The 14129-nt window shown below is 68.1% G+C and carries 11 protein-coding genes; 6 read left to right on the forward strand and 5 right to left on the reverse strand.

Features of this window, described 5'->3' with window-relative positions:
• The first annotated feature begins 39 nt into the window (after window positions 1-39).
• Both ITJ49_RS16810 and ITJ49_RS16815 read left to right on the forward strand, forming a co-directional pair.
• Entirely contained in the window at window positions 40-1818 is a 1779-nt protein-coding gene (locus ITJ49_RS16810; RefSeq protein WP_194606700.1) for a hypothetical protein, read from the forward strand.
• Window positions 1815-2798 (forward strand): tetratricopeptide repeat protein, encoded by a 984-nt coding sequence (locus tag ITJ49_RS16815; protein ID WP_194606701.1) that lies wholly within the window; start codon window positions 1815-1817, stop codon window positions 2796-2798. The genes ITJ49_RS16810 and ITJ49_RS16815 overlap by 4 nt, the downstream gene beginning before the upstream one ends.
• A gap of 107 nt (window positions 2799-2905) precedes the next feature.
• Here the strand turns inward: ITJ49_RS16815 and glgB are convergent, their stop codons facing one another.
• From glgB to glgX, 5 genes are all read right to left on the reverse strand, one after another.
• Complete coding sequence (gene glgB / locus ITJ49_RS16820) at window positions 2906-5056, reverse strand: 1,4-alpha-glucan branching protein GlgB (protein ID WP_370544590.1); 2151 nt, start codon at window positions 5054-5056, stop codon at window positions 2906-2908.
• A 30-nt stretch (window positions 5057-5086) separates the two neighbouring features.
• A complete protein-coding gene (locus ITJ49_RS16825; protein WP_370544588.1) occupies window positions 5087-7099 on the reverse strand; it encodes an alpha-1,4-glucan--maltose-1-phosphate maltosyltransferase in 2013 nt (670 codons plus the stop codon).
• Window positions 7100-7423: 324 nt separating this feature from the next.
• Entirely contained in the window at window positions 7424-7714 is a 291-nt protein-coding gene (locus tag ITJ49_RS16830) for a DUF3072 domain-containing protein (protein ID WP_123944665.1), read from the reverse strand.
• 118 nt (window positions 7715-7832) lie between these two features.
• On the reverse strand, window positions 7833-8315 hold the full coding sequence (gene ybaK, locus ITJ49_RS16835) for a Cys-tRNA(Pro) deacylase (protein WP_370544589.1): 483 nt from the start codon (window positions 8313-8315) through the stop codon (window positions 7833-7835).
• Window positions 8312-10414 (reverse strand): glycogen debranching protein GlgX, encoded by a 2103-nt coding sequence (gene glgX / locus ITJ49_RS16840; protein ID WP_194606703.1) that lies wholly within the window; start codon window positions 10412-10414, stop codon window positions 8312-8314. The genes ybaK and glgX overlap by 4 nt, the downstream gene beginning before the upstream one ends.
• Before the next feature lie 34 nt (window positions 10415-10448).
• On the opposite strand from glgX, the gene ITJ49_RS16845 reads away from it, so the two are divergent.
• From ITJ49_RS16845 to ITJ49_RS16860, 4 genes are all read left to right on the forward strand, one after another.
• Complete coding sequence (locus ITJ49_RS16845; RefSeq protein ID WP_194606704.1) at window positions 10449-11630, forward strand: cysteine desulfurase family protein; 1182 nt, start codon at window positions 10449-10451, stop codon at window positions 11628-11630.
• A 162-nt stretch (window positions 11631-11792) separates the two neighbouring features.
• On the forward strand, window positions 11793-12392 hold the full coding sequence (locus tag ITJ49_RS16850) for a hypothetical protein (RefSeq protein ID WP_194606705.1): 600 nt from the start codon (window positions 11793-11795) through the stop codon (window positions 12390-12392).
• A 183-nt stretch (window positions 12393-12575) separates the two neighbouring features.
• Window positions 12576-13682, forward strand: coding sequence for a peptide chain release factor 2 (gene prfB / locus ITJ49_RS16855; protein ID WP_194606706.1), 1107 nt, complete (start codon window positions 12576-12578; stop codon window positions 13680-13682).
• Window positions 13683-13859: 177 nt separating this feature from the next.
• A partial coding sequence (locus ITJ49_RS16860; RefSeq protein WP_194606707.1) for an ATP-binding cassette domain-containing protein occupies window positions 13860-14129 on the forward strand: 270 nt, incomplete at its 3' end.

Below are 14129 nucleotides of genomic sequence, written 5' to 3' on the forward strand. Positions count from 1 at the left end.
GCCAGATACCCGGATGGTGGCACGAAGGGAGAAAATCTCGTGCGTTTCGTCTTGGCCGTCATCACCCTGGTGATCGCGGGTCTGTTGGTGCTCTTCGGGCTCGCTCAGCGGACGGTCTTCGCACCGCCCGACTCGGTGACCTCGTCCGTGACGACCACGTCGTCCGCCCCCGTCACGATCATCCCGGCCAGTGCCCTGAAGGCGTACCCGGGGCGGGAGAGCATCCACATCGAAGGGGATGGCACGTCGTTCGCCGCCTATGCGAAGACCGCCGACATCACCGCCTGGGTCGGCGACTCCGCTCACAACACGGTCTCCTACGACGCCTCGCTGAAGAAGCTGGTGAGCAAGACCGTCGAGGGAACATCGGGGTCGGTGCCGGATCCTCGTGATTCCGATCTCTGGTACACCGAGTTCTCCGGCCAGGCCCTCAACTTCTCGCTTGACGCGCCCGACGACATCTCTCTCATCGTAGCGACTGACGGCACCAAACCGGCGCCGTCGAACCTCTCGGTGAGCTGGCCGCTGTCGACCGCGACCCCTCTCGTCGGACCGCTCGTGACGGCAGGCCTCCTCGTGTTCCTCATCGGAATCGGCCTCTTCGTGTGGGCGATCGTCCACCACCGTCGCACCCGTGGGCCTCGGCGTTCGTCGGGTGGTGGTCGTCGCCCCAAGCTTCCTCGTGCCGAGCGTCAGGGCTCTCTGCGATCGTCACGCCGTGCAGCGCTCGGTGCGTCGGCGGGCAAGGGCAGTCGCGGTCGGCGCATGGTCGCCGTCGTGCCGATCGTGCTCGTCGGGGCTGTCGGGCTCGCTGGCTGCTCGTCCGACTACTGGCCCCAGGGGCCGTCCGACTCGACGGCCGCCACGGCAACGCCGACACCGTCCGCCTCCGCCGAGGCACCCGGCGACGCCCTCCAGCCGCCGGCAGTGACGGTCGCCCAGGCCAAGCGGATCATCGAGCGCATCGTCAGCGTGCAGACTCGAGCCGACAAGGCGGGCAGCACCGATCTGGCGTCGACTCGATTCACCGGCCCTGCGCTCGAGCAGCGCACAGCCAGCTACGCGATCCGCAAGAACGACGACTCGGCCGCTCTGCCCGTGTCGATCCCGACGGGTTCGGTGACGTTGACGCTGCCGCAGCAGACCGACTCGTGGCCGCGCACCGTGTTCGCGTTGGTTCAAGACAACGACTCGACGAAGGTGGCGCCGGTCGGCGTGATGCTGACGCAGGAGTCCGCGCGCGACGCGTTCAAGGTCGACTATCTCGTCGGCCTCGAGGCGGGTGCCGAGATTCCCAAGGTTGCGCCGGCGACGACCGGGGCCGCTCGTCTCGCACCCGACGTCAAGTTGCTCGCGATGGAGCCCGACAAGATCGCCGCCGCCTACGCCGACGTCTTGAAAGACGGTAAGGAGAGCGCCTCGGCTGCGGCGTTCCAGACGAGCGGCGACACGCTCCGCCCGAAGATCGGCAAATCGTACAAAGACAAGAAGGCGGCGGCCTTGCCCGCCACGGCCAAGATCGCCTACTCGAGTTCGGTGAACGACGAACCGAGCATCGCCTTCGCGACCAACGACGCCGGCGCGATCGTCTCGGTGGCCATCAACGAGACCGAGACCGTCACGCCGACCAAGAAGGGTGCCGAGGTCAACACCGAGGGCGAAGTCAAGTCGCTCGCCGGTGTCGACAAGTCGACGAAGGGCATCGAGGCGACGTATGGCGTCGAACTCCTCTTCTCCGTCCCGCCCGTCGGCAGTGACGACAAGATCGTCCTCCTCGGCTTCAGCCAAGCACTGATCTCAGCGAAAGAAGTCTCATGAGCAACGTCCCCCCGAGCGCCGCCAGTCTTCGCGGCGCCGTCGACCTCTCCTCCCTGGTGAACCGTCCGGCAGCACCCGCTCCCGGTCACACCGAAGGATCCCCGGCGACGCCTGCAGCATCCGGCGCCGGGGGCGCGGCACCCGCAGCGGGCGTCCCCTCGCTCGTGGTCGACGTCACTGACGCCACGTTCTCGTCCATCCTCGACCTGAGCAACCAGGTGCCGGTCATCGTCGACATCTGGGCCGAGTGGTGCGGCCCGTGCAAGCAGCTCTCGCCGATCCTCGAGAAGTTGATCGTCGAATATGCCGGCCGGTTGGTGCTCGCCAAGGTCGACGCCGACACGAACCCGCAGCTGACGCAGGCCTTCCAGGCCCAGTCGATCCCGACCGTGGCCGCCGTCATCGCGGGGCGCCCCGTGTCGCTCTTCGTCGGCGCGCTTCCCGAAGCACAGGTGCGCGATGTCTTCGAGCAGGTGCTCGAACTGGCCGAGCAGAACGGGGTGACCGGTCGACTGTCAGTCGACGGTGCCGCTGCCGAGGCCACTGGCGAACCCGAGCCCGAGCCGCTACCGCCGCACCACCAAGACGCCTACGACGCCATCGAGCGGGGTGACTACGACGCGGCGAAGGCGGCATACACCACGGCGATCGCTCAAGATCCCCGCGACAACCTCGCGGTAGCGGGGTTGGCGCAGGTCTCGCTGCTCGCTCGCCTCCAGGGAGTGACGATGGCCGACGTGAGGGCGGCGGGAGCCTCGTCGCCCGACGATCTCGACGCCCAGCTGGCAGTCGCCGATCTCGACCTGAGCGGTGGGCACGTGACGGACGCCTTCGATCGGATCCTCACGCTCTTTCCGAAGCTCGACCAGCAAGGCAAAGACGCGGCGCGCACGCGTCTGCTCGAGTACTTCGAGGTCGCGGGGCTCGACGCACCCGAGGTCGTGGCCGCTCGGCGTCGCCTGACGATGCTGCTGTACTAAGCGTTTGCCGCTCTCGGCATCCGCCGACACACGTATCCCGGTCTCACCGGCCTGCCGAGGCAGGTCGGAGAGACCGGGATACGTGTAACGGCACCGGGCCGTGCGGCTCAGGCGTCGAGCTTCAGCCAAACGACACCGAGCGGCGGCAGTGTGACCTCGGCCGAGGCCGGGCGTCCGCCCCAGGGGTCGTTGGTCGCCGTGACGCCACCGTAGTTGCCGACACCGGATCCACCGTATTCACCAGCGTCGGTGTTGAGGATCTCGTGCCATTCGCCGGCAACGGGAAGCCCGAGTCGACGGGTGACCGGCTGGCCGGAGAAGTTGGCGAGAACGGCCACCTTCGATCCGTCGTCTGACTTGCGCAGGAACGCGACGACACTGTCTTCGCTGAGACCGCCGTCGATCCACTCGAAGCCGTCGGTGTCGAAGTCGTGCTCCCAGAGCGGCTTTTCGGCGCTGTAGACGAGGTTCAGGGTGCGCACGAGCGAGTGCAGGCCCTGGTGCTCGGGCTGGTCGAGCACCCACCAGTCGAGGCCGCGCTGCTCGCTCCACTCCGACTGCTGGCCGAACTCGGAGCCCATGAAGAGCAGCTGCTTGCCCGGGTGGCCCCACATGAAGGCCAGGTAGGCGCGGAGGTTGGCGAGCTTCTGCCACTCGTCTCCTGGCATCTTGCCGATGAGGGAGCCCTTGCCGTGCACGACCTCGTCGTGGCTGATGGGCAGCATGAAGTTCTCGCTGAACGCGTAGACGAACGAGAACGTCATCTCGGAGTGGTGGTAGCTGCGGTACATCGGGTCTCGCTGGATGTACTCAAGCGAGTCGTGCATCCAGCCCATGTTCCACTTGAGGCCGAAACCGAGGCCGCCCTCGCTGGTGGGGCGTGTGACTCCGGGCCACGACGTCGACTCCTCGGCGATCATCATGATGCCCCGGCTCCGCTTGTACGCCGTCGCGTTGGCTTCCTGCAGGAACGAGATCGCCTCGAGGTTTTCGCGGCCGCCGAACTTGTTCGGCACCCACTCGCCCTCGTTGCGGGAGTAGTCGAGGTACAGCATGGAGGCCACCGCGTCGACCCGGAGGCCGTCGATGTGGAACTCCTCGAGCCAGTAGAGCGCGTTCGACACCAGGAAGTTGCGCACCTGCGAGTCACCGAAGTTGAACACGAGCGTTCCCCAGTCGGGCTGCTCACCCAGGCGCGGGTCGCTGTGCTCGTAGACGGGCTGACCGTCGAAGTTGGCGAGGGCCCATTCGTCTTTGGGGAAGTGCCCGGGAACCCAGTCCATGATCACGCCGATGCCGGCCTGGTGGAGACGGTCGATCAGGTATCGGAGGTCGTCGGGGGAGCCAAAGCGCGAGGTCGGGGCGTAGTAGCCCGTGACCTGATAACCCCAGGATCCGCCGAACGGGTGCTCGGCCAACGGCATGAACTCGACGTGGGTGAACCCGAGATTGGAGACGTAGCCGATGAGGTGGTCGGCCAACTCGCGATACGAGAGGCCCGGACGCCAGGATCCGACGTGCAGCTCGTACACACTCATCGGCTGCGTGGACGGCTCGACGTTGGCACGCTTGGCCATCCACTCGGCGTCGGCCCATTCGTGGGCGGCCTTCGTGATGACCGAGCCGGTCGACGGCGGGATCTCGGCCTGCCGTGCCATCGGGTCGGCCCGCTCGACCCAGCGGCCGTCGGCCGTCAGGATCTCGTACTTGTAGATGCCCTCGGTGAGACCGGGGACGAAGAGCTCCCAGATGCCGTTGCCGTCGAGACGGCGCATGGCGTGCGCGACGCCGTACCAGCCGTTGAAGTCGCCCATGACCCGGACGGCCTGCGCGTGCGGGGCCCAGACGGCGAACGAGGTGCCGAGGGTGCCCTGCTGCTCGCGGACGTGCGAGCCGAAGACCCTCCAGAGCTCTTCGTGGCGTCCTTCGCCGAACAGGTAGAGATCGAGCTCGCCAACCGTCGGCCAGAAACGGTACGGGTCGTCGGCGACCCAGGCAGCGTCCCCTCCGTCGTACGTCGCCTCGATGCGGTAGGCGCCCGGTTCGATGATGGCGAGGGCCTCCCACACGCCGTCGGTGACGTGGCTCATGGAGAGGCGTGCGCCCGTCTCGATGATGAGCGTCACCTGCGAGGCGAGCGGTCGGAGAACGCGAACGAGGACGCCGGCGTCGACGTGGTGCGGCCCGAGCACGGTGTGCGGTCGCGGGTGGCTGCCGACCGAGACGAGGTGCGCCTCGTTCGGGTCGAGGGCGGGGATCACGAGGTTCTGTGTGCTCACGGGTGCCTCCTAGGGCGTGCGGGTGAAGTCGACGGACAGCACATGGGCGGGTTCGACGAACGAGTCGAGGCGAACGTAGTTGTCGTCCGTCCATGTCCAGGTCTGCTGGGTGATGAGGTCGCGGACGGTGAAGGTCGACCCGGGTTCGAGCCCGAGGGCCCGGAGGTCGAGCCGGACGGTGGTCTCGCGGGCCGAGTGCGGGTCGGTGTTGGCCACGACGATGATGGCGTCGGAGCGACCGGAGCGGGTGTGCTTTCCGGCGAGGAACTTCGAGTAGACGAGGATCGCGTCGTCGTCGCTGCCGTGAATCGTCAGGTTGCGCAGTTGACGCAGTGCCGGGTGCTGCCCGCGGATCCTGTTCAGTTGGGTCAGGTAGGGCGCAATGCTCGCTCCGGCCTCTTCTTCGGCGGCCCAGTCGCGCGGCTTGAACTCGTATTTCTCGTTGTCGATGTTCTCTTCGGAACCCGGTCGTGCGACGTTCTCGATCAGCTCGTAGCCCGAGTACACCCCCCAGGTCGGGGAAGCGGTCGCCGCGATCGCCGCACGCACTTTGTAGGCCGGAACTCCGCCGTACTGCAGGTAAGGGGTGAGGATGTCGTGGGTGTTGACGAAGAAGTTGGGTCGGAACCAGGCGGCCGTCTCGTCGGAAAGCTCGGCGAGGTACTCCTCGAGCTCCCACTTCTCGTTGCGCCAGGTGAAGTAGGTGTACGACTGCTGGAAGCCCACCTGAGCGAGTGCCTGCATCATGGCCGGCTTCGTGAACGCTTCGGCCAGGAACACCACCTCGGGGTGGTCTTCGCGGATGTCGCGGAGCAGCCACTCCCAGAAGTGCACCGGCTTCGTGTGCGGGTTGTCGACCCGGAAGATGGTGACCCCGCGGTCGATCCAGAGCCGGACGATGCGGAGGATCTCGGCGCTCAAGCCCTCGTAGTCGTTGTCGAAGTTGAGCGGGTAGATGTCTTGGTACTTCTTCGGCGGGTTCTCGGCGTAGGCGATCGTTCCGTCGGGAAGCGTCGTGAACCACTCGGGGTGCTCTCGCACCCACGGGTGGTCGGGGGAGCACTGCAGAGCGAGGTCGAGGGCTAGCTCGAGCCCGACGTTCTTGGCGGCGCCGACGAACCACTCGAAGTCGGCGACGGTGCCGAGCGCGGGGTCGACGGCGTCGTGCCCGCCGTCGGCGCTGCCGATGGCGTAGGGGGACCCTGGGTCGTTGGGGCCCGCCTCGAGGGTGTTGTTCGGCCCCTTGCGGAACGTACGGCCGATCGGGTGCACCGGCGGGATGTAGACCACGTCAAAGCCCATGCGGGCGATTGCGGGAAGGCGACGGGCGGCAGTGCGGAAGGAGCCGCTCGTCCACGATCCGTCGTCGCGGATCTTCGCCCCTTCGCTCCGAGGGAAGAACTCGTACCAGCTGCCCACCGCAGCACGAGTGCGCTCGACTCGGACGTGCTTCTTGGGGCTCGCCGTGACGAGGCTCGCCAGAGGCTGCGCCGCGAGCGCGGCGGCTACGCGGGAGTCGCTCGCGACCCTCATGCGGGCGGTTGCGCTCAGGGAGGCGTTGCCGAGGGCTTTCGCACCGTCGCGGAAGAGAGCGGAGGCGGGATCGCGCTGCGCGGCCCGCTGCAGCAGCTCGGTGCCGAGGGCCAGCATGTTGTCGACGTCTTGCCCGGCGGGCACCTTGATCTCGGCGGCGTGCATCCAGGTGGCCCAGTCGTCGTTCCAGGCCTCGATCCACCACGTGTGGGTGCCCTCGACCTCGAAGAGATGCTCGGTGCTCCACCGGTCGGTACCTGGGATCCCGAGGGTCATCGGCGACCTCGTGACGGCGCCGGTCGGGTCGGTGACGACCAGTGCGGCATCGATTATGTCGTGGCCCTCACGGAAAACCGTGGCCTCGAAGGGCACGACTTCTCCGACGAAAGCCTTCGTATCGAAGACGTCGTCGGGAGTTCGGGGACTGAGGCCCGCAATGGGGATTCGTCCTGTGGATGTTCCGGCCCTGGATTCTGTTCGCTTCGCCACACCATGACCGTACCCGGTTCGCCCGGGCCCTGGCCTTGCGGACGCATTCGGGGTACCCCGGTCGATCGGAAGGCGACTCCCGGACGACGTGGGAGAGATGGGAGCAGTCGGTGCTGGCCCCCGAACTGGGTGCAGGTCAATCACCAATGAGTCGTGTCCGCAGAATGGGGGACCACTAATGTCGGTCGTACGCCGAGCAGACCCGAAATCGCTCCGGCACACCCGCCCCGGCTCACCGCCGCGGCACCGCCCGACCGCCAGGACCTCACCCGAATGGGCCCTGTCGGTCGGTGCGGGCGTGCGGTGTGCGTCAGCGCCTAGTGGCTACGCGCCGCGACCGGTCTTCTGCTGCAGGCGGTCGATGTGCTCGCTCGCCTCCGCCTTGGTCATGTCGGCCGACAGCTCTTCGCCGGCCTCGCGCGCCAGCGTGTCGAGGTAGCTCTTCTGCGGCCCGGTGATGGGCTCGTCGCCCGTCACCCACTCTTCGGGGTCTTTGGAGGCGGAGTTGCCCGGCTCGGGCTGGGCGCCGCCGAGGGTCTCGCCGGTGGCGGTGTCGGGCGTGGCCTCGGGGGCGTCGGCGGGGGTGGGGGTCTGGTCTTCCGGTGCATCAGTCATGCGGGGAACGGTACGCCGAGCCACCGACACAGCCCGGCATGCGCTGTACCCCGCGGCCGCTGGCGGATCCTCGGCCCCGGTTCTGCTCGAGAATCGGCTCCGTACCAGCCGGTGACAGCTACGACCGGGCGATCGCGGAGAACGTCGCGTCAGCGGCCCGAGCGAGATCGCTCGGCGTGAGCTCCACGTCGAATCCGCGCCGGCCTCCCGAGACGAACACCGTGTCGAAGAGCTCCGCCGTTTCGTCGATCACGGTGCGGAGCCGGGTCTTCTGACCCATCGGGCTGATCCCCCCGACGATGTAGCCGGTTCGGCGCGCAGCAACCGCTGGGTCGGCGAGGGCCGCCTTCTTCGCCCCCACCACCATGGCCAGCGCCTTGAGGTCGAGTTTGCCCGACACCGGCACGACGGCGACGACGAGTGCATCGTCGGCCTGCACGACGAGTGTCTTGAACACGCGGTCTTCGTCGAGCCCGAGCACGGCCGCTGCCTCCTCGCCGAAGTTCGTCGCCGTGTCGGCATGCTCGTACGCGTGAGGAGTGAAGACGATGCCGAGGTCACCGAGCAGTGCGGTGGCCGGGGTAGCGGGCGAGGCGGTCACACGACCCGCCAGAGCGTCACCGTCGGCCCCAGGATCGCGTACGACTCCCCGGGCAGCCGCGGCCGTGGGTCGAAGGCGTCGCCGCTCGTCCAGAGCACCTCGTACGATTCGATGTCGCCGTACTCGGGCAGTGTGACGGTCACGGGGCTCTCGGAGCCGTGCACCACGATGAGAACGCGGTTGAAAGCCTCGAACTCGGGAGTGGACGCTGCCAGGTACAGCAGGGTGCGGTGCGCCGGGTTGCGCCAGTCGTCCGGCTCAAGAGGGCCGCCGTCGGCGCCGAACCAGGTCATGTCGGTGGCGCTCGGGGTCACGTCGCCGAAGGTGCCGAAGCGCACGGGGCGAAGCGCCGGGTTCTCGCGCCGGAGCCGGATGAGCGCCTTCGTGTCGGCGAGCAGCGCCTCCCGCTCGTCGTCGAGGTTCCAGTCGACCCACGAGCTCTCGTCGTCGGAGCAGTACCCGTTGTTGTTACCCCGCTGCGTCCGACCGATCTCGTCGCCGGCGGTGAGCATAGGCACTCCGGCCGACAGGAAGAGCGTCGCGAGCAGGTTACGGGAGGCTCGCCTTCGGGCGTCGAGGATCCACGGGTTGTCGGTCGGCCCCTCGGCCCCGTGATTGAACGAGCGGTTGTCGTCGGTGCCGTCGCGGTTGTCTTCGCCGTTGCGAAGGTTGTGCTTCTGGTCGTACGCCACGACGTCCGCGAGCGTGAAGCCGTCGTGCGCCGTGATGAAGTTGACGCCCGCGAGCGGACCGCGATCGTGGGCGTAGAGGCCACTCGACCCCGAGAGCTTCGAAGCGAAGGATCCGAGACCGTTCGTGCTGGATCCTGAGCCCCTCGCGTGAGCGATGTCGCGCAGCCAGAACTCTCGCACCCGGTTGCGGAAGCGGTCGTTCCATTCGCTCCAGCCGACGGGGAAGTTGCCGGTCTGCCAGCCGCCGAGGCCGACGTCCCACGGCTCGGCGATGAGCCGGACGCCCTCGAGGGCCGGGTCGTCGCGAATGGCCGTCAGCAGAGGGGCATCGGGGGAGAAGACGGCGTCGGGGCCACGACCGAGCGTGGCGGCGAGGTCGAAGCGGAAGCCGTCGATCTGCAGGTCGTTCGCCCAGTAGCGGAGGGAGTCGAGCACGAGGCGGGACGCCGCGGGGAGGCTCGTGTCGAGCGTGTTGCCGCACCCGGTGACGTCGATGGGGTTGCCGTCGGCGTCGTGCCGGTAGTAGCTGCCGTCGAGCCCCCGGAGGCTCGTCACCGGGCCGTCTTCTCCCTCTTCTGCGGTGTGGTTGTAGACCACGTCGAGCCAGACCTCGATGCCGGCGGCGTGCAGCAGCTTGACCATGCCCTTGAATTCGCGAAGCACCGCGCTCGGCCCGCCGAGCTGGGCGTCGCGGGAGGCGTAGCCGGCGTGGGGCGCGAAATACGACAGCGTGTTGTAGCCCCAATAGTTCTCGAAGCCCTGAGCGACCAGTCGCTGCTCGTCGACGTGCTGGTGTACAGGCAGGAGCTGGACGGCCGTGACTCCCAGATCGGTCAGATAGGCGATCGTGTTTTCGTGGGCCAGCCCCGCATAGGTGCCGCGCAGATCGTCGGGGACGAACGGAGCGAGGCGCGTGAGGCCGCGGACGTGGGCCTCGTAGACGACGGTGTGGTCGAGAGGAGTACGCGGCTTCTCGACGCCGCCCCAGTCGAACGACTCATCGACGACGACACCGCGCCACTCACCGCGACCTGTGCGACCGAGCCCCCGGGCGTACGGATCGAGGAGGTTCACCCCCGGATCGAACGGTGTGCGCACTCCGTCGTCACCGACGACCGGGCCATCGGCGCGCAACCAATAGCGGCGACCGGGCGCGAGGCGAGGATCCGAGCCACTCCAGACCCCGTGCACGTCGCGCGTGAGCGGAACGACGTGCTCGGCGGGGGCATCGTCGATCACGAGGTCGATACCGGTCGCCCGCCCCGACCACACCCGGATCGTCGGACCGTCGGCGGTGACACGGACACCAAGATCTCTCAGAGCATCGGCCCGAGCGCTCTCAGCCTCGGCTGGATCGCGCGTCGCGGCATCGCCGCCGTCGCGGGGGAGGAGTTCGACGTCAGACACGCGATCTAGAGTAGTGACCGACGAAGGAGGAGCCTTGCCCGTCTACCTCGATCACGCGGCGACGACGCCCATGCTCCCCGAGGCCATCTCGGCGTACACCGAGGCACTCGGAGCAGTCGGCAATCCCTCGTCCATTCACAGCGCGGGCCAGGGCGCTAAGCGGGTGCTCGAAGAAGCCCGCGAAACCGTGGCTTCCTCGCTCGGCTGCGATCCCATCGAAGTCGTCTTCACCTCGGGCGGCACCGAGAGCGTGAACCTCGCGGTCAAGGGGCTCTGGTGGGCAAGGCAGTCAGAGAGGCCACGCCCACGGATCCTCGTCGCTCGAGGCGAGCACCACGCGACCGTCGACACCGTCGAATGGCTCGAACGCTACGAAGGCGCCGTGATCGAGTGGATTCCCCTCGACGCCGAGGGCTTGATCGACATCGAAGCGCTCGCCGCGGCGCTCGAGGCCCACGACGACATCGCCCTCGTCACGTTCCTCTGGGCCAACAACGAGGTCGGCACCCTCGAGCCGGTGCGCGAGATCGTCGCGCTCGCCGCCGCTTTCGGCGTTCCGGTGCACTCGGACGCGGTGGCCGCGTACGGGCAGGTGCCCATCGACTTCCGTGCGACCGGTCTGGCGGCGCTCAGCGTCTCGGCGCACAAGGTCGGCGGGCCCATCGGCATCGGCGCTCTCGTGCTCTCGCGCACTGCCACGGTCGTGCCGCTCATCCACGGGGGTGGGCAGCAGCGTCAGGTGCGGTCGGGCACGCAAGACGCCCCCGCGGCGGTCGCCTTCGCCGTCGCGGCCCGTTCGGCGTCGGCCTCGGCCGCCGACCCGTCGCGCTATCAACGCCTGCGCGACCGCGTGATCGACGGGGTGCGGGCCGCTGTGCCGTCGGCCGTTCTCCGGGGTGCGCCGATCGACCGGTTGCCGGGCAACGCTCACTTCACTTTCCCCGGGTGCGAGGGCGACTCGCTGCTCTTTCTGCTCGATGCTGCCGGTGTCTCGGTGTCGACGGGCTCGGCGTGCCAGGCGGGCATTCCGGAGGCGTCGCACGTGCTTCTCGCGATGGGGCTCGACGACGACGAGGCACGCGGTGCCCTCCGCATCACGGTGGGGCACTCGACGTCCGACGCCGACGTCGACGCCTTCCTCGGCGCACTGCCGGAGGCCGTGGCGCGAGCGAGCCGGGCCGGGCTCTCGGCGCGGGTGCCGGCGCTCGGGCACTAGCCGCGCGGTCGGCTGCGCCTCGCGCTGCTGCGATTCGCGTTGCCGCGCTCGTGCTGCGTCGCTTACCGTTTCACGCATCGCTTACCGAATTATCGGTAAGCGATGCAGAAAACAGCTAGCCAATGTCGGCGGCCGGGCGAGGCACGGGCCAGGATCGCCGGTATGCAGATCTACTCGGCAGCTCCCGCCGCCCGCACCCGCCAGATCGCCGGCGATATCGTGGCCGTCGTCGGCATAGTGCTGTTCGTCGTGCTCGGCGTGGCCGTCGCGGGAGTCATCGCGGCCCTCGCCGACGTCGGCCGGACAGTCGAGAACGCCGGCTCCCGCCTCCGCTCGACGCTGGGCAACGCCGCCGAGACGCTCGGGGGAGTGCCCCTCGTCGGCAAATCGGCCAGCGCGCCATTGCAGCAGGCGAGTCAGGTCGGCGACACCTTCGTCGATGCCGGTCAGCGGCAGCAGGAGCTGATCGGGCATCTCAGTCTCGCGGCTGGGCTCGTCGTGAGCCTCGTGCCGATCGCCGTCATCCTCGTGGTGTGGCTGCGCCCCCGGTTGCGCTTCGTGCGGCGGGTGGCCGAGGTTCGCGGGCTCTCGCTGACCGACGGCGGGCTCCAATTGCTGGCGTTCCGGGCGCTTGCAACCGGCGACTCCGCGGGGTTGCTGCGTCTCAGCCCGAACCCGGTGGCGGCGTGGAGCGCGGGCGACGACCTCGAGCAGCGGCAGCTCGCCGAGTTCGCGCTCCGTGAGGCAGGCGTGCTGCGCTGATCGGCTCCAGCGGCCGGGCGCGTGCGTCGGGCGTGAGACGGCGGGTGTCGTGAGGTGTCGGCGGGTACTGAAGTACCCGCCGACTCTCAAGAACACCCGCCGACTTCGGTCGGGGCCGAGGAACACCGGCCGATACCAGGGCGGCCCAGACCGCATCGAGACCGAACGGTAAGCTCGATAACTATGATCGAGCTCGACTTCTCCGACCGGATCGCGGCCCTCCGCTCCACCTTCGCCGACATCAGCGCCGTGATCGGTGTGGAACGCCTCGAGAGCGAGATCGCCGAGCTCGAGCGGCAGGCCTCGGATCCTGATCTCTGGAACGACACCGAGAACGCCCAGCGGGTCACGAGCGATCTCAGCCACCGCAAGTCCGAGCTCGACAAGATCACCACGACCGGTCAGCGTCTCGACGACCTCGAGGTGCTGATCGAGATGGCCAACGAGGGCGACGACCAGGAGTCAGCTGACGAGGCGCAGGTCGAGCTGAAGAACATCCAGTCGATGATGGACACCCTCGAGATCCAGACGCTGCTCGACGGCGAGTACGACCCCCGGCCCGCCGTGATCACCATCCGTGCGGGGGCGGGCGGCGTCGACGCGGCCGACTTCGCCGACATGCTCCTGCGTATGTACCTGCGCTACGCCGAGCAGCACGGCTACAAGGTCAGCGTGATGGACACCAGCTACGCCGAAGAGGCCGGCATCAAGTCGGCCACCTTCGAGGTCGACGCTCCCTACGCATTCGGCACGCTCAGCGTCGAGGCGGGCACGCACCGCCTGGTGCGCATGTCGCCGTTCGGTGCGGCGGGCAAGCGCCAGACGAGCTTCGCGGCCGTCGAGGTCATTCCGCTGATGGAAGAGACCGAGTCGATCGACATCCCCGAGAACGACATCCGCGTCGACGTGTTCCGCTCGTCGGGCCCCGGCGGCCAGTCGGTCAACACGACCGACTCGGCGGTTCGCATCACGCACATCCCGACCGGCACGGTCGTCTCGATGCAGAACGAGAAGAGCCAGATTCAGAACCGCGCCGCGGCCATGCGCGTGCTCCAGTCGCGACTCCTCCTCCTGCAGAAAGAAGCCGAGAACGCGAAGAAGAAAGAGCTCGCCGGCACCATTACCGCGAGCTGGGGCGATCAGATCCGCTCGTACGTGCTCGCCCCGTACCAGATGGTCAAAGACCTCCGCAGCGAGTACGAGGTGAACAACCCCTCGAACGTCTTCGACGGCGACCTCGACGGCTTCATCTCGGCCGGCATCCGCTGGCGCAAGCGCTCCGACGACTGAGCCGCAGCGGCAAGGGTTACTGGGTCGAGCGGGCGTGAGACGCGGGCCCACAGAACCCGACAGAACCGAAGGATCCGCCTGCCGGTTCCCCCCGGCCGCTCCCAGCCAATTGCGAGGCTCGCCGAGGGGGCGCGCCTGCACTGAATCGTCGCTCCCGCCACCTATCGTTGCCCCGTCATGATTCGCTTCGATGAAGTCTCCAAGTTCTATGCCGGCAACCCGCGCCCGGCGCTCAACGGCGTCACCCTCGAAATCCTGAAGGGGGAGTTCGTCTTCCTCGTCGGCGCCTCGGGTTCGGGTAAGTCGAGCTTTCTGCGTCTTGTGCTCAAGGAGGAGAAGCCCTCGAAGGGCCAGATCCACGTGCTCGGCCAGCGCCTAGGCACCCTCTCGAGCCGCAAGGTGCCGTACTTCCGCCGCAACCTCGGGGTCGTCTTCCAAGACTTCCGC

The sequence above is a fragment of the Frondihabitans sp. VKM Ac-2883 genome, from assembly GCF_015350875.1.
GTDB lineage: Bacteria > Actinomycetota > Actinomycetes > Actinomycetales > Microbacteriaceae > Frondihabitans.

Excerpts from the sequence above, each read along its gene's own strand:
- ITJ49_RS16815 (WP_194606701.1), top strand. The coding sequence starts at position 1,815 with ATGAGCAACGTCCCCCCGAGCGCCGCCAGTCTTCGCGGCGCCGTCGAC.
- ITJ49_RS16830 (WP_123944665.1), bottom strand. The coding sequence starts at position 7,714 with ATGACTGATGCACCGGAAGACCAGACCCCCACCCCCGCCGACGCCCCC.
- ITJ49_RS16850 (WP_194606705.1), top strand. The coding sequence starts at position 11,793 with ATGCAGATCTACTCGGCAGCTCCCGCCGCCCGCACCCGCCAGATCGCC.
- prfB (WP_194606706.1), top strand. The coding sequence starts at position 12,576 with ATGATCGAGCTCGACTTCTCCGACCGGATCGCGGCCCTCCGCTCCACC.